Raw genomic sequence first — 26,818 nt, 5'->3', positions numbered from 1 at the left:
CCGGTCCGTCCCCAGATTTCTGCGAGCTCTCCCTCATGGCCACCTCCCTCACCACGGGTCGCCCGTGGCGTGTCATCCTCGCCTTCTCGATCCCCCTCCTGCTCGGCAACGTCGTGCAGCAGCTGTACCACTTCGCCGACGCGATCGTCGTGGGGCGCCATCTCGGCGTGACCTCCCTCGCCGCGGTGGGGGCCACCGGTCCGCTGCTGTTCCTGCTGCTCGGCTTCGCCTGGGGGCTCACCAGCGGTTTCGCGATCCCGATCGCGCAGTCCTTCGGCGCGCGCGACGACGCCGGGGTGCGGCGTTCGGTCGCGACAGGTGTGCTGCTCTCCGGCATCACGAGCGTCGCGCTGACGGCCGGGGCCCCGCTGATCGCCGAGCCGCTCCTGGTGCTCCTCCAGACCCCGCCCGAGCTCCTGCCGGAGGCGACCGTCTTCACGCAGATCAGCTTCCTCGGTGCGGGCGCCACGATGTTCTTCAACTACCTCTCGGCGATCATCCGCGCGATCGGCGACTCGCGCACACCGCTCGTGTTCCTGACCATCTCGTGCGCGCTGAACGTGGGGCTCGTCATCCTCATGGTCGGCCCGCTCGCCTGGGGCGTCGGGGGCGCGGCCCTCGCAACCGTGATCGCGCAGGCCGTCTCGGTCCTCCTGTGCCTGGAGTTCGTGCGGAGGAGGCTGCCGATGCTGCACCTGCGCCGCAGCGACTGGCGGATCACCCGCGCCGACGTCGCCGACCACCTGCGCCTCGGCCTGCCGATGGGGTTCCAGGCCTCGATCATCGCGATCGGCACGCTCACGGTGCAGGTCGCACTGAACACCCTCGGCGCCGACGCGGTCGCCGCGTACACCACGGCCGCGCGTGTCGACAGCCTCGCCGTCGCCCTGCTGTCCTCGCTCGGGCTCGCCGTCTCGATGTACACGGCGCAGAACCACGGCGGACGTCGTCCCGACCGCATCCGTCGCGGCGTCATCGAGGCGGTCGGCATGGCCATCGTCGCGGGCGTGGTGCTGGGCGGACTGCTGATCGCCTTCGGCACTCCGATGGTGCGGCTGTTCGTGGGGGAGGGCTCGGACGAGGTCGTCGAGCTCGCCCACCTCATGCTCATCGTGAACGGGTGCGGCTACTGGGCGCTCGGCATGCTGTTCGTGCTGCGCGGTGCGCTGCAGGGGCTCGGGCACACGCTCGTGCCGACCGTGACCGGAGTGATCGAACTCGTGATGCGGGTCGGCGCCGCCGTCGTGCTGGGCGGGCTCATCGGCTTCGTCGGTGTCGCGCTGAGCAACCCGTTGGCGTGGGTGGGCGCGATCGTGCTGCTCGTGCCGGCGTACGTCCGCGCTCATCGCGCCCTCGGACGCCTGCCCGTCGAGCCCCTCGAGGCCACCGAGACCTCGGCCATGGCGATCGTCGGCCCGACCGACGGCTCGATGGTCGTCGACGCGGTCATCACGCAGCCGATCCGCACCGTGCGCTCCTCGCGCCTGCGCCGGCTGACTCTCGGCCGCCGGCGTCCGCGCGTGCGGCGCTGACACCCGAAGATCCTCCGGAAGGATGACACCGGTCGACCCTGAGACGGATGGCACGGCGCCGACACTTTCCTAGTGTGGAGAGTGCGGATGTTCCGTACGACCGGGGGGTCAGCATGACAACGTTCCGAATGGCCAACGAGCTGGCCGCCGTGATGGTGCCGCTCGGGATCATCGGCGCCGCGCTCGCGGTGGTGTGCGCGATCGTGGCGGGGGCCGCGATCATGCGCGGAGCGGTGGGGCTGAGTGGGGGAGCAGTGGGGGTGTGGATTCCGTTCGCACTGCTGAGCTTCACCGCGTCCTTCGCGAACCAGTGGGTTCCGCTGCTGGTCGCGGGTGCCGCACTGGTGGCCATGCTGATCATCGGCGGTGTGGTCCGAGGGATCGTGAAGGCGACCGCCTCGGCCCGTCGCACCCGACCGGTCGTTCACGACTCCGCACGAACGCCGAATACGGCGGGCAGTGCCGGCGCGATTCCGGGGGGCATCGCGTCGGCACGGCCGGTGCTGGCGGAGATCTGAACGCGGCGGCGCTCAGCGGTAGTCGCGGTCCCGGTGCTGCCCGGCCTCATCGCCCGAGTCCACCCGCGCCGCCTCCCGTGCGCGCAGCTCGACCCGGCGGATCTTGCCCGAGATCGTCTTCGGCAGCTCCGGCACGAACTCGATAATCCGCACCCACAGGTGCGAGGACAGCCGTTCGTGCGCGTAGCCGAAGATCGCGCGGGCGGCCTCCGCCTCGGCGGCCACGGCGTCGGTCGTCAGGCGCACATACGCCTTGGGTACCGCGAGACGCGTCGGGTCCGGGCTCGGGATCACGGCGGCCTCGATCACGAGCTCGTGCTCGAGCAGCACCGACTCGAGCTCGAACGGTGAGATCTTGTAGTCCGACGCCTTGAACACGTCGTCCGCGCGACCGATGTAGGTGAGATAGCCCTCGGCGTCGCGCACCGCGATGTCGCCCGTGTGATGGAACCCTCCGGCGCGGGACTCCGCCGTCTTCTCGGGGTCGTCGTAGTACCCGGCCATGAGCCCGAGCGGTGCGTGCGCGAGGTCGAGCGCGATCTCGCCCTCCGTGTCGGTGACCGTGCCGGTCGCCGGATCGAGCAGCACCACGGGGTAGCCGGGCAGCGGACGCCCCATCGAGCCGACCTTGACCGGCTGTCCGGGCGAGTTCCCGATGCACGCGGTCATCTCGGTCTGCCCGAACCCGTCGCGGATCGTGCCGCCCCAGGCGTCGCGCACCCGATCGATGACCTCGGGGTTGAGCGGCTCGCCGGCGCCGACGAGTTCGCGCGGAGGATGCGTGAGGCGGCCGAGATCGGCCTGGATCAGCATGCGCCACACGGTCGGCGGCGCGCAGAAGGTCGAGACGTGGTGCGTGTCCATGACCTGCATGAGCGTGTTCGCGTCGAAGCGCTGGTAGTTGTAGACGAACACGGTCGCCTCGGCGAGGAACGGCGCGTAGAAGCTCGACCAGGCGTGCTTCGCCCACCCCGGTGACGAAATGTTGAGGTGCACGTCGTCGGGGCGCAGGCCCAGCCACCACAGCGTCGACAGGTGTCCGATCGGGTAGGAGACGTGCGTGTGCTGCACGAGCTTCGGGCGGTTGGTCGTGCCCGAGGTGAAGTAGAGCAGCGCGGTGTCGGACGCCGGGGTCGGGCCGTCGGGCGTGAAGGAGGAGGCGGCGCTCGCCGAGTCGGTGAACCGCGCCCAGCCCTCCGGGATGTCGTCGCCCACGCCGATCCGCAGCAGGGGCGAGTCTGCGCCCGGCAGTCGCTCCGAGAGGGTGCCGAGCGTCACGACGGCCCTGGCCCGTCCGTGCGCGATGCGGTACTCCAAATCGGCGGCCGAGAGCAGTGTCGATGTCGGGATCGACACCGCGCCGATCTTGGTGATCGCCAGCATCACCTCCCAGAGCTCGATCGTGTTGCCGAGCATCACGATCACGTGGTCGCCTCGGCGGATGCCGAGATCGGTCAACCACGCGGCCACCCGGTCGGAGCGGGTCGACAGCTCGCCGTAGGTCCAGGTCTGCAGGGTGAGATCCGCCGACACGATCTGCACGGCCGGGCGGTCGGGGTTCTCGCCCGCCACGACGTCGAACCATTCCAGGGCGAAGTTGAACTCCGCGACCTCCGGCCAGGAGAATCCCGCCCGCGCCGCGTCATAGTCGCCGGCGTTCGCGAACAGGAAGTCGCGCATCGCGCGGATCGTGTGCGTGGCGGCGGTGGCACTGCGGCTCATCGGAACTCCCTTGTGACGTGCCCTCCATCCTCGCGCACGCTCCCGCTCCGCCTGTCGCACGGCACTCGGAAGCGGGCAAGCCGGTCAGCGCGCGAGCAGACCGCTGCCGTCCCGCAGCTCGAACACGAGCTGCGTCTCGGTGCCGCGCACGACCTGATGCACCGTGATGTGCTCGAGCACGATGTCGCGGAGAGCGGTGGCGTCCTGCACGGCGACGTGCACCAGGAAGTCGTCGACGCCGGCGACATGGAAGACCTGCAGCACGCGCGGGATGCCGACGAGCGCGTCGAACAGCGCGGTCACCTTCGGTCCGGTGTGGTTGGCGAGACGCACCTTGATGATCGCCTGCAGCGGGTAGCCGAGCGCCGCCTCGTCGAGGCGGATCCGGGTGTCGCGGATCACCCCGCGCTCGCGCAGGCTCCGCACGCGGTGCGCGCACGTCGATTCGGCCAGGTTCAGGCGGTGCGCGAGCGCCTTGTTCGTGATCTCGGCGTCGTGGGAGAGGGCCGCGAGCAGATCGAGGTCGATCTCGTCGAGGGGAGCGCCCTGGGTGCGTGCTGCGCCCGGTGTTTTCGCCAACGTGGCCGCCCTTTCGTCGCGGGATATTGCTCAGAATAGCGAGATTATCGGATTTCCTGGCGGATGCTGTCGATTCTCGGCGTTATTCCGAGGATTCCGGCAACGTGGGAGCATGACTGCACCGCTGCATCCAGACACCGTCGCCGTGCACAGCGGCCGCTCCGACCTCGAGGGCCTCGGGGTGCACGCACCGCCGCTCGACCTCTCGACGACGAATCCGCTGCCCGACATCGAACGCGGAGGCGACTCCTACGAGGCGATGGCCACGGGCGGGCGTCCTCCTGCCGACGGCAGCATGGTCTACGCCCGGTTGTGGAATCCCACGGTCGCCCGGTTCGAGGAGGCGCTCGCGGAACTGGAGCACGCCGAGGCCGCGGTCGCTTTCGCCTCGGGCATGGCGGCCATGACGGCGGTGATCCTCGCGCACACGGGCACCACGGGTCGTCGTCATGTCGTGGCCGTCCGCCCGCTGTACGGCGGCACGGATCACCTGCTCGGCTCCGGGCTGCTCGGTGTCGAGACCACTTACTGTCACCCGCACGAGGTCGCTGCCGCCCTCCGATCCGACACCGCGCTGGTGGTGCTCGAGACGCCCGCCAACCCGACTCTCGAGATCGCCGACATCGCCGACGTGGTGCGTCAGGCGGGTGCGGTGCCCGTCGTGGTCGACAACACGTTCGCGACGCCCGTGCTGCAGAATCCGATCCTGCACGGCGCCGCGATGTCCCTGCACAGCGCGACCAAGTATCTGGGCGGCCATGGCGACGTCATCGCGGGTGTCGTCGCATGCACGGAGGAGACCGCCGAGGCGCTGCGCCGTGTCCGGGCGGTGACCGGCGGGCTGCTGCATCCGCTCGGCGCCTACCTGCTGCACCGCGGACTGACCACGCTCCCCGTGCGCCTGCGTCAGCAGCAGGAGAACGCGCGACGGATCGTGCAGTGGCTGATCGATCGTCCCGAGGTCGCCGAGGTGTACTACCCGGGGCTCGACGGCGATCCGCACGGGATCCTCGCGCGCCAGATGAGGGGGACCGGCGCGATGATCGCGATGCGGATGCGGGGCGGGTACGCCGCGGCATCCGTCGTCGCGTGCGCCACGGCGCTGTTCACGCACGCGGTGTCACTGGGCGGCGTGGACTCGCTGATCCAGCATCCTGCTGCCTTGACGCACCGGCCGGTTCCGCCCGAGGCGCGGCCCGCGGCCGACGTGCTGCGACTCTCGATCGGACTCGAGAACGTCGACGATCTGATCGCCGACCTCGCGCAGGCGCTCGAGCGCTCGTCCGCTCTCTCCTCCTCCTCTTCCTCCCCTGCCGAGCCACCCCTTTCTGTGCGAGCCACCCCCTAAAGTGCGCACACAGAGGGGCCGCTCGCGCATAAGGGGCCGGGTCGGCAGGAAGAGCAGCAGGCTCAGGCGGAGAGCGACTGCGTGACGCCGGGGAGCAGCTTCCCGAGGATCGTCCGCAACTGGTCGCGTTCCTGCGCGCTGAGCGGGTCGAGGACCAGCTCGCGCACCTGATCGACGTGCACGGGCGCGGCCGCGCGCAGCATCTCGCGTCCGGCGGGCGTCAGCGCCGCGGAGAGGGTGCGCTTGTCCCGGCGGCACGAGCTGCGCGACACCCAGCCGCGCTCCTCGAGCGAGTCGAGGGCGTGGCTCAGACGGGAGCGACTGAGGCCGGCGATGCGGGCGAGCTCGGTCATCGTCACGGCGTCGCCCCCCTCGGCGGCGAGCGTGATCAGGATCGCGTAACGCGCGTGGTTGAGTCCGACCTCGTCCTTCAGCGTCCGGTCGAGCACCTGCGGGAGCAGTTGGACGAAGCGGATGACGGGGAGCCAGGTCTCCATCTCCCCGTCATCGAGCCGGCGCGCCGACTGTCGCGGAGCCGCCGTCACGGCAAGCTCCTCGACCGTGCTCGCGGACACGGTCACGCGGCGGACAGATCGAGCGTGTGCGCGGTGTGGTCGCGCTTCGCCTGCAGGTAGCGGGAGTTCGACTCCGACAGGTGCACGGCAGTGGGGATGCGCTCGCTGACGCGGATGCCGAGCGCATCGAGCTGTGTGGCCTTGTCGGGGTTGTTGCTCAGCAGACGGATGCTGTCGGCGCCGATCGCCCGCAGCATCTGGGCGGCGACGGTGTAGTCGCGCTCGTCCTCGCCGCGTCCGAGTGCGACGTTCGCCTCGTACGTGTCGAGTCCGGAATCCTGCAGCGCATAGGCGTCGAGCTTGGCGTAGAGGCCGATGCCGCGGCCCTCCTGACGCAGATACAGCAGGAAGCCTCCCTCGGCGGCGATGCGCTCGACGGCCTCGCGCAACTGGGGTCCGCAGTCGCAGCGCTCCGACCCGAAGACGTCGCCGGTCAGGCACTCGCTGTGGGGACGCACGAGCGGCGCTTCCCCGCCCGCGGCCGCCCGTTCGAGCGCGCCCTGCCAGTCGCCGAGGCCGAGCAGGAGGTGCTCCCGCGCATCGACGAGTCCGTCGAACGTGACCACATCCGCCGGAGTGGCGAACCCGTCGCCGAAGCGCAGGGGCACGCGCACCCGGGTGCGTTCGGTCGCGAGGGGGCCGACCGTTGAAGTTTCAATCATGTCGGGTGCAACACGGAGTGCCGGCGGAGGTATTCCCCGAATCCGTGTCCGAATCGGCCACCCGTCCGATCGGGATCCGACGGGGGTGGGTAGCCTCGCATCATGACCAACTTCCTCACCGCCGACGAGCTGCACGCACGGCTCTCCGACCCGGCGCTGCGTGTTCTCGACGTCCGCTGGCGGCTGGATCGTCCGGACGGGCGTGCCGAGTACCTCGGCGGACACGTGCCGGGTGCCGTCTATGTGCCGCTGGACACCGAGCTCGCCACGCACGGCGAACCCACGGAGGGTCGTCACCCCCTCCCGTCCACCGCGACGCTGCAGGAGGCCGCGCGCCGATGGGGGGTGCGCGCCGGCGACACGGTGGTCGCGTACGACGACGCGAAGGGTGCCGCGGCCTCCCGCGCCTGGTGGCTGCTGCGTCAGGCCGGAGTGGATGTGCGCGTGCTCGACGGCGGCCTCCGCGCGTGGCAGTCAGCGGGATTCGCTCTCGCGACGGAGGACGTCGTGCCCGAGCCGGGCGATGTCGTGCTCGCCGAGATCGGCGCCGACGCCCTCACGATCGACGAGGCGGCCGTGTTCCCGGCTTCCGGCGTGCTGCTGGATGTGCGCGCCCCCGAGCGGTACCGCGGCGAGACCGAGCCGCTCGATCCGGTGGCCGGCCACATCCCCGGCGCCCGCAATCTCCCGACCGGGCTGCACCTGGATGCCGAGGGCAGGATTCGCGACCACGACACGATCCGCGCGACCCTCGCCGAGATCGGCGTGACGCCCGGCGCGCCCGTCGCCGCCTACTGCGGTTCCGGGATCACCGCCGCGCACACCGCCCTGATCCTGGACGAGGTCGGAATCGACGCGCGCGTCTTCCCCGGCTCGTGGAGCCAGTGGTCGAACACGCCGGGGCGTCCGGTCGCGACCGGCGCTCAGCCGGGCTGACCCGGGCCCCTGCGAAAGAAGTCCGCTCCGTCTCGCGGGCCGTATCCCCAGCGCAGCTCCAGCGTGCCGGGCCCGAACGCACGGCGCACCTGATGCACCGACGTGGTGCCGCCGAGGGAGGCGGGGGCCACGGTGGTCCCGGTCGGGGTCTCGATGCGCTCTTCGCACCAGTCGGGCAGGGCATCGGGGTGGAAGCGGGTCCAGACGAGCAGCTCGCGGCACTGACGCGCGACCGCGTGGCCGGTCTCGCGCATCGGGGGGTAGTCGGGGGGATAGTCGACCGACCACTCGACGATCGCGGTGTCGGGTGCGGTGAGCGGTGCGTCGAGCTCGAACAGCACGCCGTGCACCTCGCCGCTCGGATGCGAGTACCGCGCGGCGATCCGTCCCCCGGATGCGGCGGAGATGGTCGGGGCGGGGGTGCTCACGCCGGGGGTCACCTCGAGGAACGGGATCGCGGTGATGGTGCCGATCGTCGACTGCACGATGCTCCGGGTCATGCAGAAGGACACGGTGCCGGCGGCATCCACGTCCGTCACGGAATGGGTCGTCAGCTCGCGCGAGGTGTCGGGATAGTCCGCGCCCAGCGCCGCGAAGACCTCCTGGACGGTGCGCTCCAGCTCCTCCTCGTCGAGCGGGAACTGGTTCGGTCCGAGCGGGCCGGTGCGGTGCGTGCGCAGCAGTGCGGTGAGCGCGCCCGGCGCGAGGTCCAGGAGATCCTCGATGTCGGCGAGGGCCGCCATCGACTGCGCTCCTTCCGGGCGTCGGGCGCCGGAGCGCCAGTAGCTCAGCGTGGCGAGGGACACCTTCGTCCCGCGGGCCTTCAGCTGCCGCTCGAGTCGGGTCAGCGTCACGTCCTTGGCGTTGATCGCATCTCGGAAAGCGTCCGCGAAGGCGTCGGAACCTGCTCCTGGCAGGTCGATTCGCGCACTCATCACAGCCCCCCTCCGGTATGTGAAGCCCACAGTTCTAGAGTGAGCTTACGACCGCACGCGGCCACCCCAAGGGACGGGGTGCAGCGGGGCGGTCGGATGGCTGGTCGTCGTAGTGCGGGTGCCCGACTACATCAGGCGTCAGCTTCGCGCAGTGATGCCCCCCGCACTGCGTATTTCGTGAGGCCTGGCGTGTGTCTGGGGAGATCCGCCGGGCCTCACGAGCAGCCCTCTCCTCGCGCGGCGGCGCGTGCCGTGCCCCCCGCGTAGAATGGGGGGAACACCCCGGAGGACTCTTCCCAGTCATGTCTGACCCTGCCCGCGCGTTCACCATGCGCCACATCCAGCTGTTGCGTGCGCTCATCGCGGCAGCGGCGGCGCTGATGATCACGTTCTCGTCGGATCACTCCGCCCCGATCGGCCTCGCGGTGTTCAGCGGCTTCGTCTTCGTCACCGCCCTGGCGCACATCCTGGCCGCGTGGCTCGTGCAGCCGGCCGGAGCGCGCTGGCCGTCGGTGCTGCTCGCGGCGTTCAGCGTCGTGGCGGGGATGGCCACGGGCGTCCCGATGTGGCGCAGCGATGATCTGTTCTTCGTCGTCGTCTCGGCCTGGGCCCTGCTCAGCGGCGGGGTCGAGCTCCTCGCCGGACTCCGCGCCCGTCGCACCGCCGACCCGCTGGCCCGCGATGCGATCACGGTGGGCGCCTTCGGCATCCTGCTCGCGGTCGTCCTGCTGCTCATCCCGGCCGGCTTCACCCAGGAGTACACGATCACCGGTGCCGGCGACTTCGTGCTCTCGGGCATCATCCTCGGAGTCGGCATGCTCGGCGGATACGCGGCGATCATCGCGGTCTTCCTCGGCATCGCCGGTCTCACCCCGCGCCGGGCGGATGCCGCGGACGAGGGCGACCCGGCCGCATCCGCCCCTGACACCAGTACCGCGACGACACCGCACGGAGGAGAGCGATGAGTGACGAGAGACCCACCCGCCGCGACATCCTGCGCCCTCTGCACCTGATCGGGATCGCTCTCGCCTGCGGCGTGTTCGCGATGGTCGTGACCCTGGTCTCGACCGGGGCGTTCACGGCGCGGGTCAACACCGCCATCGCGAACGGTGCCTACGACGGCCTGACTCCGGTCGCGCTGGGGCTCGTGGTGGGCGGGGGCGCGTTCATCGCGACGCTGCTGATCCTCGCGATGCTGATCCTCGCGATCGACCCCGCCGAGGTCACCAAGACCGTCGATCGCCCGGTGCTGTACGACCCGGAACCCGAGGACGACACCCCGTCGTCGCCCCGGAAGCCGCACGACCGCGAGGAATAGTCGCGCCCCTCCCGGGCTTGTGCCTGAGGTGACTGCCTCCGTCGACCGCGCCTCCATCGGATTCCGCTCCCCGCGCGGACCCGTGCTGGCGGCGCTCATGCTCGCGACCGGGCTCATCGCGATCGACGCGACGATCCTCGCCACCGCCGTCCCGAGCATCGTCCGGGAACTGGGCAGCTACCAGCAGTTCCCCTGGCTGTTCTCGGTCTATCTGCTCGCGCAGGCGGTCAGCGTCCCCATCTACTCCCGCTTCGCCGACACGGTCGGGCGCAAGCCGATCATCCTGCTCGGGATCTCGCTCTTCCTCCTGGGCTCGATCCTCTGCGGCGTGGCCTGGAGCATGCCGTCCCTGATCGTCTTCCGCATCGTGCAGGGCCTCGGGGCGGGCGCGGTCGCCCCCATGGCGATGACGATCGTCGGCGACATCTACACGGTCGCCGAGCGCGCGAAGGTGCAGGGGTACATCGCGAGCGTGTGGGCGATCTCCTCCGTGGTCGGTCCGGCGCTGGGCGGCCTCTTCGCCCAGCTCGACGCCTGGCGCTGGATCTTCTTCGTCAACATCCCCCTGTGTCTGATCGCCGGATGGATGCTGCTGCGCACGTACCGCGAGGAGAAGCAGACCGTCCGGCATCGCATCGACTACGCGGGGGCTGTCCTGCTCACGATCGGCCTGACCGGTCTCATCCTGGGGATGCTGGAGGGAGGCAACGCGTGGGCGTGGCTGTCGCTGCAGAGCGCGCTCTGCTTCGGCATCGGCATCCTCGCACTGGCGGGTTTCGCGATGGTCGAGCGGCGCGTGGACGAGCCCATCGTCGACCTCCGGCTCGCCTCGCGCCGGCTCATCCTCACCACCACGCTGGTGTCGCTCGGCGTGGGAGCGCTCATGATCGGCGTCACCAGCTTCGCTCCGGCCTACCTCGAGGGGTCGATCGGCATCGCACCCCTGCTGTCCGGTCTCGCCGTGGCAGCACTGACCCTCGGGTGGCCGCTCGCCGCCGCCAACGCGGGGAGGCTCTACCTGCGGATCGGCTTCCGACGGACGACCCTGATCGGGATGAGCATCTCCACCGTCGCCGCGATCGCGCTCGCCGCGGTGTCTCCCTGGCCGAATCCGTTCGCGATCGCCGGTGTCGCGTTCCTGCTGGGCTTCGGGCTCGGCTGGAGCGCCGCCCCGACCCTCATCGCGGCTCAGGCCTCGGTGGGCTGGGGCGAACGCGGCGCCGTGACGGGCATGAACGCGTTCGCGCGGTCGGCGGGCAGCGCGGTCGGCGTCGCGGTCTTCGGCGCGATCTCCAACAGCGTGATCGCCCAGGGCCGCGGCCCCGACGACCCCGACACGATCATCCACGCGTCGGTCTGGGTCTTCGTCGCAGTCGCCGTCACCGCCGTGCTCACCCTGTGCGCCGCGGCGCTCATGCCGAAGGACGGCGCCGTCTCCTCGCCCGCACCCTGACGCAGGCGGTCGCGAGCGTGGGGGCGCGCGCCCCCACGGGTCAGGTGGCCAGGCGCTCGGCGATGCCGGTGTAGGTGGCGGGGGTGAGCGCGAGCAGACGCTGCTTGGCGGCATCGCCGATCTCGAGACCCTCGACGAACGCGGCCAGCTCGGCCCCGCCGACACGGTGTCCGCGGGTGAGCTCCTTCAGCAGCGCGTACGGGTCGCTGATCGTCGAGCGCCCGGCGACGACCTCGGCGCGGATGACGGTCTGGATCGCCTCGGCGAGCACTTCCCAGTTCACGTCGAGGTCGGCCAGCAGCACGTCGCGCGAGAGCGAGATCTCGTTCAGGCCGCGGCGCAGGTTGTCGAGCGCGAGCAGTGAGTGCCCGAACGCGACGCCGATGTTGCGCTGCGTGGTCGAGTCGGTGAGGTCCCGCTGCAGACGCGACGTGACGAGCGTCTGCGACAGCGACCCGAGCAGCGCGGACGAGAGTTCGAGATTGGCCTCGGCGTTCTCGAAGCGGATCGGGTTGATCTTGTGCGGCATCGTCGACGATCCGGTCGCTCCCGCGACGGGGATCTGGGCGAAGTAGCCGAGCGAGATGTACGTCCAGATGTCGGTCGCGAGGTTGTGCAGGATGCCGCCGGCATGACGCACGCGGTCGTACAGCTCGACCTGCCAGTCGTGCGACTCGATCTGCGTGGTCAGGAGGTTGAAGCCGAGTCCGAGGCCCTCGACGTACTCGCGGGCGATGGTCGGCCAGTCGGCGTCGGGGTCGGCCGAGAGGTGCGCCGACCAGGTGCCGGTGGCGCCGGAGAACTTCGCCAGGTAGTCGGATGCCGCGATCTGCGCACGCACGCGCTCGAGGCGCCAGGCGAAGACGGCGATCTCCTTGCCCATGGTCGACGGCGTCGCGGGCTGTCCGTGGGTGCGCGAGAGCATAGGGGCGTCGGCGTGCTCGGCTGCGATCTCGCGCAGCTTCGCGATCACACCGTCGAGGGCCGGGAGCCACACGTTCTCGACCGCGCGCTTGACGGTGAGCGCGTACGAGACGGAGTTGATGTCCTCGCTGGTGCAGGCGAAGTGCGTGAGCTCGGAGATCGCGTCGAGGCCGAGCGTCGAGAGCCGGTCGCGCACGAGGTACTCGATGGCCTTCACATCGTGACGCGTGACGGCCTCCTTCTCGGCGAGCCAGTCGATCTCGTTCTGGCCGAAATCGCGATACAGGGCGCGCAGACGCTCCTTGTCGGCATCCGACAGCGCCGTGGTCTCGAACAGGCCGCGGTCGGTGAGGGCGATCAGCCACTCGACCTCGACCTCGACCCTGGCCCGGTTGAGTCCGGCCTCGGAGAGGAAGTCGGCGAGTCCGGTCACGGCGGCGCGGTAGCGTCCGTCGAGCGGGCTCAGGGGCTGCGGCGGAAGCGAAGGCTGGAAAGTCAGGGGAGTCCTCCTGATCGGGCCCGTCAGATGCGGGGTGTGCGGGGCTGACGCAGGGCGGGTTCGAGCTGGCGGAACAGGCCCCGGGTCGCGGTCTCAATCATACCGAGCACGGCATCGAACATCTCGGTGCCGGCGTAGTACGGATCGGGGACGTCGTGCGTGGCGGCGTCGGGGTCGAAGGCGAGCAGCAGCGTCACCTTGCCCTCCTGATCCTCGTCGCGCGCCCACTCGCGCAGGATCCGCTCGTGCGTCCGGTCCAGCGCGACGATCAGGTCGTTGTCGGCGAAGGAGCCGAGCGTGAACTGTCGCGCGCGGTGGTGCGAGCCGTCGTACCCGCGGCGCGCGAGCGAGTCGATCGTGCGGTGGTCGGCGCGTTCGCCGAGGTGCCAGTCCCCGGTCCCGGCGCTGCGCGACACGATGCGCCCGCCCAGGCCCTGCCGCTCCGCGAGATCGCGGAAGACCACTTCGGCCATGGGAGAGCGGCAGATGTTCCCCGTGCACACGAAGATCACGCGAAAGGGATCCGGGGATGTCACCCACCCATTGTGCCGGTCGCGGCGTGATCTGCACAGCTCTGATCCGCGCCGCACCGTTCGGATCGACGCTGCACCGTTCCCCTCACTGCTCCTGCACCGATCGTCGTGGGCGCAGGGCCGTTCACCGCGCGCGGGGAACGCGCACCGCCGGTCCGGGCGCGGAGCGGATGCTGGACGCATGTCCTCCTTCACCCTGTCCGACCCCGCGGCCTCGGATGCCGTCTGGAACTGGATCTGCGCCGCCCGGGAGATCGGTGCCGCGATCGAAGCCATGGAGGAGACGGCCGGCGCCTTCGCGGGGCTCGTCCACGACACCCACTGGCAGGCGGAGGGGGTGCACGCCCTGCGTGAGCGGCTCGCGGCGCACCTCGCGGCCTCGCAGGGTGAGATGGGTGCTCTGCACGCCCGGGCCGCCGAGGTCGATCGGATGATCGGATCGTGAGCGACGACCTCGACATCCGGCACGGCGGCGCCATCGCCGTCGACACCGAGGCGCTGCGCGATATCGGTCGACGCCTGGGTGCCCTCACGGCTCGCCTCGACGATGCGCGGACCTCGGTGGCGCGCGCATGCACCCTGGTCGCCGCTGCGCCGCACTTCCCTTGGGCGGTCGACCTGCCACGGCTCGTGGCCGGGGGTCAGGCGATCGGTTCGCTCGCGCGGCAGACCGCGGAGGCGAGCACGGGCACCCTGCTGATGGCCGATGCCTACGAGGTCGTCGAGCTGCGGGCGCAGGCCGAGGCTCTGGGGCTGGCCGACACGGCCGAGGCGAACGCGGTGCACGCGCGTCTCGAGCGCCTTCTCGCCTCCGACGATCGTCTGGCGGGCATGGCCGACTGCCTCACCGCGGACTGGGAGGAGGGACGCTTCGCCGGACTCGACCGGCAGTTCGACATCGGCGCGCTGTCGGCGCTGTTCCTGGTCGGGGCGGCGGCATCGGTCAGGACCGGTGCCGGCACGCTGCCCCCGGGGGCGCGCCTGCGCGGGACGGCGGATGCCGTGAGCGTCATCGCGGTGCGGACGACGACGCCGAACGCGGCTCCCGCCGATCTCGCCGCGGCCCTGAGCCGCTTCCCGAAAGCCCCCGATGCGCAGGTGCGGGTCGAGAAATACACCATGCCCGACGGCACCCGGCGCTTCGTCGCCTACGTGAAGGGCACGCAGAGCGTCGCCTTCGGGGGCGCCGATCCGTGGGACATGCGATCGAACCGCCAGCTCTACACCGGGGAGAGAGCGGCCTCGTACCAGGCCACGGTCGACGCGATCGCCGCCGCCGGCGCGGCGCCCGGCGATCGGGTCGACATCGTCGGTCACTCGCAGGGCGGCATGATCGCCTCGCGCATCGCGATGGAGAGCGGCTTCGACGTGGGCGTCCTGATCACGGCGGGCAGTCCGGTCGAACCCGCCCTGGACGCCGACCAGATGCTGGTGCAGCTACGGCACACCGACGACGTGGTCTCCTCCCTCGCGGGCGGGGGCTCGCCGGGCGGCACAGGGTCCGCCGACAGCTTCACGGCCCAGCGGGTGGGTCATCCCGAGCGGAGAATCCAGGATCTGCTGCTCGCGCCGCACCTGCTCGAGGAGTACATCGAGACCGCCGAGAGGGTCGACGAGTCGGGGGATCCGCGGGTGGCCGCCCTCGATCGGCTGTGGTCGGAGCTGGATCAGGCCGTCGGGATCGAGTCGACCGACTACCGTGCGACCCGAGCCGAGTGAGGCGGGCGGTGTGGCGGGGGAGGGCTTCCCGCTCAGTCGCGGCGGGGCTTCTTGCTCTGCGGGCGCAGGATGAAGCCGAAGATGCCGTTGATGATCGAGATGATGATCGCCGCGAGCACCCCCCACCAGAAGTCGCCGACGGTCAGGCCCCAGCCGAAGCCGCTCGTGATCCAGGCGGTCAGCCACAGCAGGAATCCGTTGATCACGAAGCCGATCAGGCCGAGCGTCAGGATGTAGAGGGGGAACGCGACGATCTTCACCACGGTGCCGATGATCGTGTTCACGAGTGCGAAGATCGCGGCGACGGCGAGCAGGGTCAGCACGAGCTGCAGCGTCTCCCCCGGAGGGAAGGCGATGATCATGACCTGCAGGGCGGGGATCAGCGTCACGACCCACAGGGCGAACGCGTTGACGACGACTCGGATGATGAAGCGCATGGTGCGTCCAGTGTGGCACGGCGACCTCGAGATGTCAGCGGCGAGGCTCGTAGACTCATCTCGTGACCGAGCCCCTCCTGCCCCGCATCCGCCCCGCCATCGCCGCTCTCGCGCCGTACCGCCAGGGGAAGCAGGCCGGGCCCGACGCCTTCAAGCTCTCGAGCAACGAGAACCCCTTCGACCCGTTGCCGTCGGTGGTCGAGGCCCTCGCGCACATCACGCCGATCAACCGCTACCCCGACGCGACCGCCGCACGCCTGCGCGCACGACTCGGCGCGCGTTACGACGTACGCCCTGAGGAGGTGCACGTCGCCTCGGGGAGCGTGTCGATCCTGCACCAGCTGATCCTCGCCACGGCGTCCGTGGGCGACGAGGTCATCTACGCGTGGCGCTCCTTCGAGGCCTACCCGAGCCTGCCGCTGGTCGCCGGCGCGACGGGCGTGCAGGTGCCGCTGGCGGCCGGTGCGCGCCACGATCTCGACGCGATGGCGGATGCCGTCACCGACCGCACCCGCGCGATCATCGTCTGCACCCCGAACAACCCGACCGGCCCGATCGTCACGAGCGCCGAGTTCGCCGCGTTCATCGACCGGGTGCCCGCCGAGGTGCTCATCATCCTCGACGAGGCGTACGCCGAGTTCGTCACCGCCCCCGATGCGGTGGACGGCCTCGCCGAGCGCGTGTTCGAGAAGCACCCGAACGTCGTCGTCCTGCGCACCTTCTCGAAGGCGTACGGTCTCGCCGGGCTACGCGTCGGCTACGCGATCGGTCACGAGAAGGTGCTCGACGCGGCCCGCACCACCGGCATCCCCCTCTCCGTCACCTCCGCGGCCGAGAACGCCGCGATCGCGAGTCTCGACGCCGAGCCGGAACTCCTCGACCGCGTCGCCGTGATCGTCGAGCGCCGCACACGTCTTCGCGACGGCCTCCGCGCGCAGGGCTGGGATGTGCCGGACGCGCAGGCGAACTTCGTCTGGCTGCCCACGGGCGAGCGCACCGACGAGGTGGCCGCGGCGTTCATCGAGAACGATCTCGTCGTGCGGCCGTTCTCCGGCGACGGCATCCGCATCTCGGTAGGCGAAGAGGCGTCGGTCGACCGCGTGCTCGAGGTTGCCGGCGCGGTCCGCTGACCCGCCCGCACCGGGGCTGTGAAGCCCGCCGAGCCCGGCTTTCCGCCGATTCCTCCGGGTTCCCGGCAAGTACGAGGGCGTCCTAGGTATGCGTGACCGCGCATGCCGGCGCGGGTAGCGTGGAACGGTGACCTCGTCAGAGATTGAACTCGTCCGCGTCCTGGAAGCGGATGGACGCTTCGCGCCCAGCCCCGCCGCCGAACGGTACCTGCCCCTCATCGATGCGATCGGTGAGGCCGAGCTCGAGCAGCTGTACCGGGACATGGTGATCATCCGCGCCATCGACACCCAGGCGACCAACCTGCAGCGTCAGGGGCAGCTCGCCCTGTGGCCGCCGAGCCGAGGACAGGAAGCCGCGCAGGTCGGCTCCGGCCGGGCCGCCCGCGCGCAGGACACGATCTTCCCCTCGTACCGCGAGCACGCCGTCACCCGCATCCGCGGCGTCGACCCGCTCGACATCATCAAGCTGATGCGCGGCGTCTCGCACGGCGGGTGGGACCCGACCGACCCGAAGAACGGCAACACCCGCCTGTACACGCTGGTGCTCGGATCGCAGGCGCTGCACGCCACCGGGTACGCCATGGGACTCGCCTTCGACGGCCGCTCCGGCACCGGCGACGCCGGGAAGGACGAGGCGGTCATCGTCTACTACGGCGACGGCGCCTCCAGCCAGGGCGACGTGCACGAGGCGATGGTCTTCGCCGCCAGCTACCAGGCCCCCACGGTCTTCTTCCTGCAGAACAACCACTGGGCGATCTCCGTGCCGGTCCAGACGCAGTCGCGCGTGCCTCTCGTGCAGCGCAGCGCAGGATACGGCATCCCCAGCGTCCGGGTCGACGGCAACGACGTGCTCGCGAGCTACGCGGTGTCGCGGGTCGCGCTCGACGAGGCCCGCGGCGGCGCCGGCCCGCGTGCGATCGAAGCCGTCACGTATCGCCTCGGCGCGCACACCACGAGCGACGACCCCACGAAGTACCGCGGCAGCGACGAAGAGGAGTCCTGGGCCCGGCGCGACCCGATCGCCCGCATGCGCGCGTTCCTCGAAGGCAAGGGCGCCGCGGCATCCTTCTTCGCCGATGTCGACGCCGAGGGCGCGGATGCCGCGGAAGACCTGCGCTCGCGCACGGTCGAGCTCGGTCCGCCGCCGGTGACCCGGATGTTCGATCACGTGTACAGCGACCCGCACCCGCTGATCGAGGAGCAGAAGGCCTGGCAGGCCCGGTATGAAGCCTCGTTCGAGGGAGGAGCAGCATGACTCTCGAGACGATGCCGCTGAGCAAGGCCATGAACGCCGGTCTGCGCAAGGCCATGGAGAACGACCCGAAGGTCCTGCTCATGGGCGAGGACATCGGCAAGCTCGGCGGAGTGTTCCGCGTCACCGAGCACCTGCAGCGCGACTTCGGCGACCGCCGGGTGCTCGACACCCCGCTCGCGGAATCCGGGATCGTCGGCACCGCCATCGGACTCGCGATGACGGGATTCCGCCCGGTCATCGAGATCCAGTTCGACGGCTTCGTGTTCCCCGCGTTCGACCAGATCACCACGCAGCTCGCGAAGCTCACCAACCGCCACGAGGGCGTGCTGCAGATGCCGATCGTCATCCGCATCCCCTACGGCGGGCACATCGGGGCGGTCGAGCACCACCAGGAGAGCCCTGAGGCGTACTTCGCGCACACCCCCGGTCTGCGGGTCGTGTCTCCCTCGACGCCGAACGACGCGTACTGGATGATCCAGGAGGCCATCGCGTCGAACGACCCGGTGATCTTCATGGAGCCCAAGAGCCGCTATTGGCAGAAGGGCGAGGTCGACCTCGACGGCTCCGCGGCCCCGCTGCACGCGTCACGCGTGGTGCGGCGAGGGACCGACGTCACCCTCGTCGGACACGGCGCGATGATCACGACGCTGCTGCAGGCCGCCGCGCTCGCCGAGTCCGAGGGCACCAGTTGCGAGGTCGTCGACGTGCGCTCGCTGTCGCCGATCGACTACGCGCCGATCCTCGACTCGGTGCGCAAGACCGGCCGCATGATCTACGCGCAGGAAGCGCCCGGGTTCACCAGCATCGGCAGCGAGGTCGCGGCGACCGTGATGGAGCGCGCGTTCTATGCCCTCGAAGCGCCGGTGCTGCGCGTCTCGGGCTACGACACCCCGTTCCCGCCCGCCAAGCTCGAGGGCGTCTACCTCCCGGATGCCGACCGCATCCTCGAGGCCGTCGACCGTTCCCTGGCGTACTGACGCTCGCCTGATGTTCGCAATTCCGCAAGAATCACCGCATACCCGGCAGCTTCGCACCGAACGGGCGCCGTCGGCTCCGTCCCGGCGGAGTTGTGAACGACGCATCTGTCGAAAGGACCGCGCATGAGCACGCAGAACTTCCCCCTCCCCGATGTCGGCGAGGGTCTGACCGAGGCCGAGGTCGTGACCTGGAAGGTCGCACCGGGCGATGTCGTGGCGATCAACGATGTGATCTGCGAGATCGAGACGGCGAAGTCGCTCGTCGAGCTCCCGTCGCCGCACGCCGGCGTCGTGGGCGAGCTGCTGGTGAGCGAGGGCACGACCGTGGAGGTCGGCACCCCGATCATCACCTTCGTGACCGAGGATGCCTCGGCCGCTCCCGCGGTGGCCGTGGCCCCGGCCGCGGAAGAGGGTGGCGGCTCGGTGCTCGTCGGATACGGCACGGGCGGCGGGGCGACCTCGCGCCGCAAGCGTCCGGCGGAGCGCCCGGTGCGATCCTCGGTCGGCGTGATCGCCAAGCCCCCGATCCGCAAGCTCGCCCGCGACCTCGGCGTCGACCTCACCACGGTCACCCCGAGCGGCGCCGACGGCGAGGTCACGCGCGACGACGTCATGAAGCAGGCCTCGCAGGCGAGCGTGTTCCGCAACATCGAGACGCCGGAGTGGGGTGCCGTGCGCGAGGAGACCGTGCCGGCACCGCAGAACCCGCCGGCAGGGCTCGCTCGTGGGCTGGCCCCGGCCGCCGAACCGGCCGGCGACGGCCGCACCGAGTCGATCCCGGTCAAGGGCATGCGCAAGGCCACGTCGTCGGCCATGGTGCAGAGCGCGTACTCGGCGCCGCACGTGACGGTGTGGAAGGAGATCGATGCGAGCCGCACGATGGAGCTCGTGAAGCGGCTGAAGGCCTCGCCCGACTACGCCGACATCCGCGTCTCGCCGCTGCTGATCATGGCGCGCGCCGTGATCTGGGCCGCTCGCCGCACCCCGATGGTCAACGCGGCCTGGATCGAGACCGATGCCGGGGCCGAGATCTCGGTGCGCCACTACGTGAACCTCGGCATCGCCGCCGCCACCCCGCGTGGTCTGCTCGTGCCGAACATCAAGGATGCACAGGATCTGGGCATGAAGGACCTGGCCCGCGCGCTCAACCGCCTCACGCTCACGGCGCGCGAGGGCAAGACGACGCCCGCCGATCAGCAGGGCGGCACGATCACGATCACGAACATCGGCGTGTTCGGGATGGATGCCGGTACCCCGATCATCAACCCGGGCGAGGCCGGGATCGTCGCGATGGGCACGATCAGTCAGAAGCCGTGGGTCGTCGACGGCGAGGTGCGTCCCCGCTGGGTGACGACGGTCGCCGGATCGTTCGACCACCGCGTGATCGACGGCGACGGCATGAGCCGCTTCATCGCCGACGTGGCGTCCGTGCTGGAGGAGCCCGCGCTGCTGGTCGACTGACGTCGGGGGGCGCCCTGCGTCTCGCTGCGCTCGCTCAGGAGGCGGGTCGCTAGGCGGAGGCGCGGAGGCGGTGCTCGGCGAGCTGGGGCACGGCGCGTTCGCGGGCGGCCCGGCGGGCCGTGGTGAGGGCGCCGACCGCGACGACCTCGGCTCCCAGCGTCGAGGCCAGGAGCTCGGGCGCAGGGAGATGCAGCTCGGCGGGCAGGATGCGTCGCGCGGCCGCGAGGACCGGCTCGATGCTCTCGGCCACCGCCCCGCACACGATCACGCGCGCCGGGTCGTACATGCTGCCGAGCACACCGACCACCCGGGCGACCGTGGCACCCACGCGCGCGGCGACGAGCACGGCATCCGCATCCCCCGCCGCGGCGAGGGTCAGCAGGAGACGGGGGTCGGCCTGCGCCTGCCCGACGATCCGCCCGACCGGGCTGTCCGCGGCGATCTCCCCGTTCTCGACCGCGTTCCGGGCCTGGTCCTGCACGGCGTAGCGCAGCCCGAACGCCGACCCGACACCGATGATGTGGTCGAACACGATCCCCTCGCCCACACCGCCGTGGGCCCCGTGCAGCACGTGGCCGTCGACGACGACCCCGCCGCCGAAGCGTTCGCTCGCCAGCAGGGCGACGTAGTCGCGGCATCCGATCGCAGCACCGGCCGCGCCCTCGGCGATCGCCGCCAGCTGGGCGTCGTTCTTGATCTCGACCACGGGTGCCCAGGCGAGCAGCGCCTCGCCGAGTCCGGGGTTGGTGCGCTCCCAGAATCCATCGGGGTGCGGGGGAGAGACGCCGTCGCGGTTCACGGGAGCGGCCACCCCGGCGCAGATCGCGAGCACCTTCTCGCGCGGCACCTCGGCCTTCGCGAGCACGGTCTGCAGCTGCTCCAGGATGGTCGCCCGGCGCTGCTCCGCGGTCTGCGTCGGATCGATGTCGACGCGATGATGCACGAGAGTGCGGTCGAGCAGATCGCCCACCGACACCGCGAGGTGCCGGTCGCCGGCGTCGATGCCGACCACGACGCCGAGGTCGGGGGAGAGGGTGAAGCGCCGGGCCGGGCGTCCCGCACGGTAGCTGCCGGCGACGCGGGCGTTGGGGAGCTCGTGCAGCATTCCCGCGCGCACGAGGGTGTCGATGGCGTCGATCGCGGTCGATCGGGTCAGCGAGGTGCTCGCCATCGCCTCGGTGGCCGTGAACTCTCCGGCCGTCCAGGCGAAGTCGAGGACGGTGCCGACACTCGCTCGCCCCGTTCCGAGATCGGAAATCTCCGCCACAGCACTTGACCTTTCGTCATCCCCAATGAGACAGTACCGGGATAAAGAGTAAATTCGCTCACTAGATTTAGTGCGTGGATCTACGCAGCGAAAGGACGACGGTGTCTGTGAAGAGTATGCGTGCGGTGCGATGGATAGCGGGGGGCCTCGGCCTGACGCTCGTCGGAGCCGCCTTGACCAGCTGCGCGGCCGGCTCGGGGGCGGAGACCATCCGCTTCACGTTCAGCAAGCGCGAGGCGATCGGGTTCATGACCGAACTCGTCGCCGAGTACAACGCCTCCCAGAGCGACGTGAAGGTCGAGATCGACACCTCGGGTGTCGACGTCGTCTCCGCCAGCTTCGTCCGCGGCAATCCGCCCGACATCATGCTGGCGAACTACAACTACGAGGTCGCCCGCTTCGTGCAGCGCTGCGCACTCACCGACCTCTCCGAGACCGAGGCCGCCGCCGGCATCCGCGACGACCTGCAGCCGCTCATGGAGCAGTACGGCTCGTGCGAGGGCCGCACCAGCGCCCTGCCGTACTCGGTGATGGCGGCCTCCGTGATCTACAACAAGGAGATCTTCGAGGCCCAGGGCCTCGAGGTCCCGACCACGTGGGACGAGCTGATCGCGGTGTGCGACCAGCTCACCGCCGCGGGCATCGACCCGTTCTACGCCACGTTCAAAGACGACTGGACCGTGGCGCAGGGGTGGTACGACTACACCGCCGGCGGCTCGGTCGACGTGATCGATTTCTTCGATGCTCTCGCGACCGAGGGCACGGAGGTCGGCCCCGACTCCCCGGTCTCGTTCGAGAAGGATTTCGCCGAGCCCATGGAGCGCATGCTGCTGCTCGCGGACGAGTACACCAACGACGATGCCGCCAGCCGGGCCTACGGCGACGGCAACCTCGCCTTCGCGAAGGGCGAGGCCGCGATGTACCTGCAGGGCCCCTGGGCCTTCAGCGAGATCGCGAAGACCTCCCCCGATCTCGAGCTCGGGACCTTCCCGCTGCCTATGACCGACGACCCCGCCGACCTCGGCGTGCGCGTCAACATGGACCTCGCCGCGATGATCCCCGAGGGCTCCCGCCATCAGGATGCCGCGCGCGACTTCCTCGAGTTCCTGTACCTGCCCGAGAACATCGAGGCCTACAACGAGTCGCAGCTGGGCTTCACCCCGACCACGGATGCCCCGCCCCCGAACGATCCCCGGATCGAGGGCATGATCGAGTACTACGACGCCGGGCAGATCTACCAGGGCCCCTCCGTGCTGGTGCCCAAGACCCTCCCGATGGTCAACTACGCGCAGGCGATGGTGCTCGGCTCCTCCACCACCGGCATCCTCCGCACCATGGATGCCGACTGGGCCCGCATCGCGTTCCGCGCCCCGATCCCCACGACAGGCGATTCGGCCTCCGGCGAGACAGAGGAGTCCGCGCCATGACCACCACGACCACGGCCCCCACGAGCACCACGACGATCCTCACGGGGGAGACGCGCAAGATCCGGCGGCACACGCGCCGCGTCGAGCCGATCTACTACGTCTTCCTGCTGCCGACGCTGCTGCTGTTCACGCTCGCGATCACGGTGCCCGGCGTCATCGGCATCTTCTTCAGCTTCACCGACTCGATCGGCATCGGCGAGTGGAGCTTCAACGGCCTGACCAACTACATCGCGATGTTCAGCGACCCGGCGATCCTGCAGAGCTACCTGTTCACGTTCGGATTCTCGGTCGCCACGGTGATCGTGGTGAACGTCGTCGCCTTCCTGCTGGCGGTGGGGCTGACCTCCCGGATCCGCTTCAAGACCGGTCTGCGCACGATCTTCGTGATCCCGATGGTGATCTCGGGCATCATCATCGCCTACGTCTTCAACTTCCTGTTCTCGAACTCGCTGCCCGCCGCGGCGGCCGGCACCGGCATCCCGTGGCTGGAGACCAGCCTGCTCGCGAACCCCGACCTCGCCTGGGTCGCGATCGTGATCGTCACCGCGTGGCAGGCGGTTCCCGGCACGCTGCTGATCTACATCGCCGGGCTCCTGTCCGTGCCCGGGGAGGTCTACGAGGCGGCCTCCATCGACGGTGCGAGCAAGGTGCAGCAGCTCACCCGCATCACGCTCCCGCTCGTCGCCGGCTACGTCGTGATCAACGTCATCCTCGGATTCAAGGGCTTCCTGAACGCCTACGACATCATCGTCGGACTCACCAACGGTGGACCCGGCACCTCGACCCGCAGCGTCGCCATGACGATCATCGCGGGCTTCAACGGCGGCGACTACGCCTATCAGATGGCCAACGCGACCATCTTCTTCATCGTCGCCGTGCTCATCTCCCTGCTGCAGCTCTCGCTGACCCGCGGAAGGAACGCCCTCTGATGTCGACGCAGACGATCACCACCCAGACGACCTCCGGCAGGAAGCCGCGTCTGCGCATGGAGCGCGTGAACTGGTCCGGCACGGTCATCCTGATCCTGTGCGCGGTCACCGTGCTGCTCCCGCTGTACGTGACCATGTCGATGGCGTTCAAGACGACGGCGCAGTCCGTCGACGGTAATGCCTTCTCGCTGCCGGCGCCGTTCAGCATCGACGGCTTCGTGCAGGCGTGGACGCTCACGAAGTTCCCGGTCGGTGCGGCCATCTCGCTGCTCGTGACCGCGGGCACCGTGATCGCGACGATCCTGCTCGCCGCCTTCGCCTCGTACGCGATCGTGCGCAACTGGGACCGCCGCCTGTTCCGCTACTCGTTCTTCTACCTGCTCGCGGCGATGTTCATCCCGTTTCCCGTGGTGGCTCTGCCGCAGATCCAGCTCACCGGACGCTTCGGGCTCGACAACCCGGTCGGGGTGATCCTGCTCGCCACGATGTTCCAGCTGAGCTTCAGCGTGCTGCTGTTCACCGCGTTCCTGCGGTCGATCCCGATCGAGCTGGAGGAGAGCGCACGCATCGACGGCGCGACGACCTGGCAGACCTTCTGGAAGCTGATCTTCCCGCTGCTGGCGCCGATGAGCGCCACGGTCGGCATCTTCGCCTTCCTCTACGCCTGGAACGATTTCATGCTGCCGTCGCTGATCATCTCCGATCCGGCCATGCAGACGCTCCCGGTGCGGCAGAACCTGTTCCAGTCGCAGTTCAGCAACAACTACAACGTCGCCTTCGCCTCCTACCTGATGGCGATGGCGCCCGCGATCCTGGCGTACCTGTTCACGCAGCGCTTCGTCATGGAGGGCGTGACGCAGGGCGCCGTCAAGGGCTGACCGCCGTCGCCTCGGCGAGGCGACGAGCACCTCGCAGACCACCGCAACAACCGAAGGAGCCACACCCCTCATGACCGATGCGACTCTCACCGAGACCCGCACAGACGTCGACGCCGCCGCCTGGTGGCGTCAGGCGGCCGTCTACCAGATCTACCCGCGCAGCTTCGCCGACGCCGACGGAGACGGACTGGGAGACATCCCCGGCATCCTCTCCCGCGTCGACTACCTCGCCGACCTGGGGATCGATGCGGTCTGGTTGAGCCCGTTCTATCCCTCCGCCCTCGCCGACGGCGGCTATGACGTGGCGGACTACCGGAACGTCGACCCGCGCCTGGGCACCCTGGAGGACTTCGACGCGATGGTCGCGGCGCTGCACGCGCGCGGCATCCATGTGATCGTCGACATCGTGCCCAACCACAGCTCCGACCTGCACGAGTGGTTCCAGGAGGCGCTCGCCGCCGGCCGCGGATCCGCAGCGCGCGAGCGGTACATCTTCCGCGAGGGCACCGGTCCCGACGGCTCCGAGCCGCCCACGGACTGGGTCTCGGTGTTCGGCGGCAGCGCGTGGGAGCGGGTCGAGGACGGCCAGTGGTACTTCCACAACTTCGCGGTGGAGCAGCCCGACCTGAACTGGGATCACCCGGACGTCCGCGAGGACTTCCTGAAGACCCTGCGCTTCTGGTCGGACCGCGGGGTCGACGGCTTCCGCGTCGACGTCGCCCACATGCTGACCAAGGACCTCAGCGAGCCCCTGCCCTCGCAGGCCGAGCTCGATGCGATGGATCGCACCTCGGGCACGCACCCGCTCACGGATCGCGACGACGTGCACGACATCTACGCGGGCTGGCGCGAGGTCTTCGACTCCTACGACCCGCCGCGCACCGCGGTGGCCGAGGCGTGGGTCGCGACGCCGGAACGCCGGGCACGCTACGCGTCCGCGGAGGGGCTCGGGCAGGCGTTCAACTTCGACCTGCTGGTCGCCGACTTCGACGCCGCGCAGTTCCGGGTCATCATCGACGACAACCTGCAGCAGGCGCAGCGTTCGGGCTCGTCGACCACGTGGGTGCTGTCGAACCACGACGTCACGCGGCACGCGACCCGCTACGGACTCGCGCCACTGAACGGCCGCCCGGTCAAGCAGGGCACCGAGTGGGTCGCCGCGGGCGGGCCGGCCGACATGCTGGACGCCGCGCAGGGGTTGCGTCGGGCGCGGGCCGCCTCGCTGTTCATGCTCGGTCTTCCGGGGAGCGCCTACCTGTATCAGGGGGAGGAGCTCGGCCTGGGCGAGGTCGCCGAGATCACGCCCGAGCAGCGCCAGGACCCCGGGTTCTTCCGCGGTTCCGAGTTCGACGGACTCGGCCGCGACGGATGCCGCGTGCCGCTGCCCTGGTCGGCCGAGGGCGTCTCCCTCGGGTTCGGCGACGCGGAGGCGCACCTCCCGCAGCCCGCGTGGTTCGCGGAGTTCGCGGTCGACGTGGAAGCGTCCGACCCCACCTCGACGCTCACGCTGTATCGCGAGGCGCTGCGGCTGCGTCATCCGCTGCAGACCGGCGAGACGCTCGAGTGGATCGAGACCGGTCGCGCGGATGTGCTGCGCTGCGTCCGTCCGAACGGGTGGCAGGTCGTGGCCAACTTCGGCACGGAGCCGTTCTCCCTCGGGGCGGACGCCGCCGATGTCGTGCTCGCCAGCGCTCCGGTCTCGGACTCGCTGCTGCCGGGCGAGGCGTCCGCTTGGATCGCGCCGGAGGGTCTGATCGGCTGACACGAGGAGCCGGGGGAATCCGGCGCGGGGCGACGGTTTGAT

The 26,818-nt window shown here is 70.2% G+C and carries 26 protein-coding genes; 17 read left to right on the top strand and 9 right to left on the bottom strand.

What is annotated here, in order from left to right; all coding sequences use genetic code 11:
- Nucleotides 1-35 precede the first annotated feature (35 nt).
- Complete coding sequence (locus ACWA14_RS15400; protein ID WP_463795282.1) at nucleotides 36-1,532, top strand: MATE family efflux transporter; 1,497 nt, start codon at nucleotides 36-38, stop codon at nucleotides 1,530-1,532.
- Nucleotides 1,533-1,645: 113 nt separating this feature from the next.
- A complete protein-coding gene (locus tag ACWA14_RS15395) occupies nucleotides 1,646-2,050 on the top strand; it encodes a hypothetical protein (protein WP_463795281.1) in 405 nt (134 codons plus the stop codon).
- A 12-nt stretch (nucleotides 2,051-2,062) separates the two neighbouring features.
- On the opposite strand, the gene ACWA14_RS15390 is transcribed toward ACWA14_RS15395, so the two are convergent.
- Both ACWA14_RS15390 and ACWA14_RS15385 read right to left on the bottom strand, forming a co-directional pair.
- A complete protein-coding gene (locus ACWA14_RS15390) occupies nucleotides 2,063-3,772 on the bottom strand; it encodes an AMP-binding protein (RefSeq protein ID WP_463795280.1) in 1,710 nt (569 codons plus the stop codon).
- 84 nt (nucleotides 3,773-3,856) lie between these two features.
- Nucleotides 3,857-4,351: an Lrp/AsnC family transcriptional regulator gene (locus ACWA14_RS15385; RefSeq protein WP_463795279.1), complete on the bottom strand. Its 495-nt coding sequence runs from the start codon at nucleotides 4,349-4,351 to the stop codon at nucleotides 3,857-3,859.
- 112 nt (nucleotides 4,352-4,463) lie between these two features.
- On the opposite strand from ACWA14_RS15385, the gene ACWA14_RS15380 reads away from it, so the two are divergent.
- Nucleotides 4,464-5,699: a trans-sulfuration enzyme family protein gene (locus ACWA14_RS15380; protein ID WP_463795278.1), complete on the top strand. Its 1,236-nt coding sequence runs from the start codon at nucleotides 4,464-4,466 to the stop codon at nucleotides 5,697-5,699.
- A gap of 62 nt (nucleotides 5,700-5,761) precedes the next feature.
- Here the strand turns inward: ACWA14_RS15380 and ACWA14_RS15375 are convergent, their stop codons facing one another.
- Both ACWA14_RS15375 and ACWA14_RS15370 read right to left on the bottom strand, forming a co-directional pair.
- Nucleotides 5,762-6,280 carry a MarR family winged helix-turn-helix transcriptional regulator gene (locus ACWA14_RS15375; protein WP_463795277.1) on the bottom strand — a complete coding sequence of 173 codons (519 nt, stop codon included), beginning with the start codon at nucleotides 6,278-6,280 and terminating at the stop codon, nucleotides 5,762-5,764.
- Complete coding sequence (locus tag ACWA14_RS15370; protein WP_463795276.1) at nucleotides 6,277-6,936, bottom strand: GTP cyclohydrolase II; 660 nt, start codon at nucleotides 6,934-6,936, stop codon at nucleotides 6,277-6,279. The genes ACWA14_RS15375 and ACWA14_RS15370 overlap by 4 nt, the downstream gene beginning before the upstream one ends.
- A 102-nt stretch (nucleotides 6,937-7,038) precedes the next feature.
- Between ACWA14_RS15370 and ACWA14_RS15365 the strand changes: the two genes are divergently transcribed.
- Complete coding sequence (locus tag ACWA14_RS15365; protein WP_463795275.1) at nucleotides 7,039-7,872, top strand: sulfurtransferase; 834 nt, start codon at nucleotides 7,039-7,041, stop codon at nucleotides 7,870-7,872.
- Here ACWA14_RS15365 and ACWA14_RS15360 read toward each other — a convergent pair.
- Entirely contained in the window at nucleotides 7,860-8,807 is a 948-nt protein-coding gene (locus ACWA14_RS15360) for a hypothetical protein (RefSeq protein ID WP_463795274.1), read from the bottom strand. The two genes, ACWA14_RS15365 and ACWA14_RS15360, sit on opposite strands and share 13 nt — an antisense overlap.
- 302 nt (nucleotides 8,808-9,109) lie before the next feature.
- On the opposite strand from ACWA14_RS15360, the gene ACWA14_RS15355 reads away from it, so the two are divergent.
- Genes ACWA14_RS15355 through ACWA14_RS15345 form a run of 3 tightly spaced genes read left to right on the top strand, consistent with a single transcriptional unit; the run spans nucleotide 9,110 to nucleotide 11,578 of the window.
- A complete protein-coding gene (locus tag ACWA14_RS15355; protein ID WP_463795273.1) occupies nucleotides 9,110-9,772 on the top strand; it encodes an acyl-CoA synthetase in 663 nt (220 codons plus the stop codon).
- Nucleotides 9,769-10,125 carry a hypothetical protein gene (locus tag ACWA14_RS15350; RefSeq protein ID WP_463795270.1) on the top strand — a complete coding sequence of 119 codons (357 nt, stop codon included), beginning with the start codon at nucleotides 9,769-9,771 and terminating at the stop codon, nucleotides 10,123-10,125. The genes ACWA14_RS15355 and ACWA14_RS15350 overlap by 4 nt, the downstream gene beginning before the upstream one ends.
- Before the next feature lie 28 nt (nucleotides 10,126-10,153).
- A complete protein-coding gene (locus ACWA14_RS15345) occupies nucleotides 10,154-11,578 on the top strand; it encodes an MFS transporter (RefSeq protein WP_463795266.1) in 1,425 nt (474 codons plus the stop codon).
- A 40-nt stretch (nucleotides 11,579-11,618) separates the two neighbouring features.
- On the opposite strand, the gene purB is transcribed toward ACWA14_RS15345, so the two are convergent.
- Both purB and ACWA14_RS15335 read right to left on the bottom strand, forming a co-directional pair.
- Nucleotides 11,619-12,935 (bottom strand): adenylosuccinate lyase, encoded by a 1,317-nt coding sequence (gene purB / locus ACWA14_RS15340; protein WP_463795264.1) that lies wholly within the window; start codon nucleotides 12,933-12,935, stop codon nucleotides 11,619-11,621.
- Between the two features lie 89 nt (nucleotides 12,936-13,024).
- Nucleotides 13,025-13,474 (bottom strand): low molecular weight protein-tyrosine-phosphatase, encoded by a 450-nt coding sequence (locus ACWA14_RS15335; RefSeq protein WP_463797462.1) that lies wholly within the window; start codon nucleotides 13,472-13,474, stop codon nucleotides 13,025-13,027.
- A 241-nt stretch (nucleotides 13,475-13,715) separates the two neighbouring features.
- Here ACWA14_RS15335 and ACWA14_RS15330 point away from each other — a divergent pair, with 241 nt between their 5' ends.
- Both ACWA14_RS15330 and ACWA14_RS15325 read left to right on the top strand, forming a co-directional pair.
- Complete coding sequence (locus tag ACWA14_RS15330) at nucleotides 13,716-13,979, top strand: hypothetical protein (protein ID WP_463795262.1); 264 nt, start codon at nucleotides 13,716-13,718, stop codon at nucleotides 13,977-13,979.
- Nucleotides 13,976-15,253 (top strand): hypothetical protein, encoded by a 1,278-nt coding sequence (locus ACWA14_RS15325; protein WP_463795259.1) that lies wholly within the window; start codon nucleotides 13,976-13,978, stop codon nucleotides 15,251-15,253. The genes ACWA14_RS15330 and ACWA14_RS15325 overlap by 4 nt, the downstream gene beginning before the upstream one ends.
- A gap of 32 nt (nucleotides 15,254-15,285) precedes the next feature.
- Here the strand turns inward: ACWA14_RS15325 and ACWA14_RS15320 are convergent, their stop codons facing one another.
- A complete protein-coding gene (locus ACWA14_RS15320; RefSeq protein ID WP_463795256.1) occupies nucleotides 15,286-15,690 on the bottom strand; it encodes a phage holin family protein in 405 nt (134 codons plus the stop codon).
- A gap of 62 nt (nucleotides 15,691-15,752) precedes the next feature.
- Between ACWA14_RS15320 and ACWA14_RS15315 the strand changes: the two genes are divergently transcribed.
- The 4 genes from ACWA14_RS15315 (at nucleotide 15,753) to ACWA14_RS15300 (ending at nucleotide 20,513) form a co-directional block, all read left to right on the top strand.
- Nucleotides 15,753-16,820, top strand: coding sequence for a histidinol-phosphate transaminase (locus ACWA14_RS15315; RefSeq protein ID WP_463795254.1), 1,068 nt, complete (start codon nucleotides 15,753-15,755; stop codon nucleotides 16,818-16,820).
- 127 nt (nucleotides 16,821-16,947) lie between these two features.
- Nucleotides 16,948-18,075 carry a thiamine pyrophosphate-dependent dehydrogenase E1 component subunit alpha gene (locus ACWA14_RS15310; RefSeq protein ID WP_463795252.1) on the top strand — a complete coding sequence of 376 codons (1,128 nt, stop codon included), beginning with the start codon at nucleotides 16,948-16,950 and terminating at the stop codon, nucleotides 18,073-18,075.
- On the top strand, nucleotides 18,072-19,052 hold the full coding sequence (locus tag ACWA14_RS15305; protein ID WP_463795249.1) for an alpha-ketoacid dehydrogenase subunit beta: 981 nt from the start codon (nucleotides 18,072-18,074) through the stop codon (nucleotides 19,050-19,052). The genes ACWA14_RS15310 and ACWA14_RS15305 overlap by 4 nt, the downstream gene beginning before the upstream one ends.
- A 123-nt stretch (nucleotides 19,053-19,175) precedes the next feature.
- Nucleotides 19,176-20,513, top strand: a complete 1,338-nt coding sequence (locus ACWA14_RS15300; protein WP_463795246.1) for a dihydrolipoamide acetyltransferase family protein — start codon at nucleotides 19,176-19,178, stop codon at nucleotides 20,511-20,513.
- A gap of 49 nt (nucleotides 20,514-20,562) precedes the next feature.
- On the opposite strand, the gene ACWA14_RS15295 is transcribed toward ACWA14_RS15300, so the two are convergent.
- Entirely contained in the window at nucleotides 20,563-21,780 is a 1,218-nt protein-coding gene (locus tag ACWA14_RS15295) for an ROK family protein (RefSeq protein WP_463795243.1), read from the bottom strand.
- Nucleotides 21,781-21,896: 116 nt separating this feature from the next.
- Here ACWA14_RS15295 and ACWA14_RS15290 point away from each other — a divergent pair, with 116 nt between their 5' ends.
- The 4 genes from ACWA14_RS15290 (at nucleotide 21,897) to ACWA14_RS15275 (ending at nucleotide 26,776) form a co-directional block, all read left to right on the top strand.
- Nucleotides 21,897-23,207 carry an ABC transporter substrate-binding protein gene (locus tag ACWA14_RS15290; RefSeq protein ID WP_463797459.1) on the top strand — a complete coding sequence of 437 codons (1,311 nt, stop codon included), beginning with the start codon at nucleotides 21,897-21,899 and terminating at the stop codon, nucleotides 23,205-23,207.
- Nucleotides 23,204-24,136, top strand: coding sequence for a carbohydrate ABC transporter permease (locus ACWA14_RS15285; protein ID WP_463795241.1), 933 nt, complete (start codon nucleotides 23,204-23,206; stop codon nucleotides 24,134-24,136). The genes ACWA14_RS15290 and ACWA14_RS15285 overlap by 4 nt, the downstream gene beginning before the upstream one ends.
- The gene (locus ACWA14_RS15280) at nucleotides 24,136-25,014 is read left to right on the top strand and encodes a carbohydrate ABC transporter permease (RefSeq protein WP_463795239.1); all 879 of its coding nucleotides are present in this window, start codon (nucleotides 24,136-24,138) and stop codon (nucleotides 25,012-25,014) included. The genes ACWA14_RS15285 and ACWA14_RS15280 overlap by 1 nt, the downstream gene beginning before the upstream one ends.
- Before the next feature lie 70 nt (nucleotides 25,015-25,084).
- The gene (locus ACWA14_RS15275) at nucleotides 25,085-26,776 is read left to right on the top strand and encodes a glycoside hydrolase family 13 protein (protein ID WP_463795236.1); all 1,692 of its coding nucleotides are present in this window, start codon (nucleotides 25,085-25,087) and stop codon (nucleotides 26,774-26,776) included.
- Nucleotides 26,777-26,818 lie beyond the last annotated feature (42 nt).

This window comes from Microbacterium sp. TW_SC_2 (assembly GCF_055361165.1).
The sequence above is the reverse complement of the archived record's forward strand: the minus strand, read 5'-3'. Positions and strand labels throughout refer to the sequence as shown.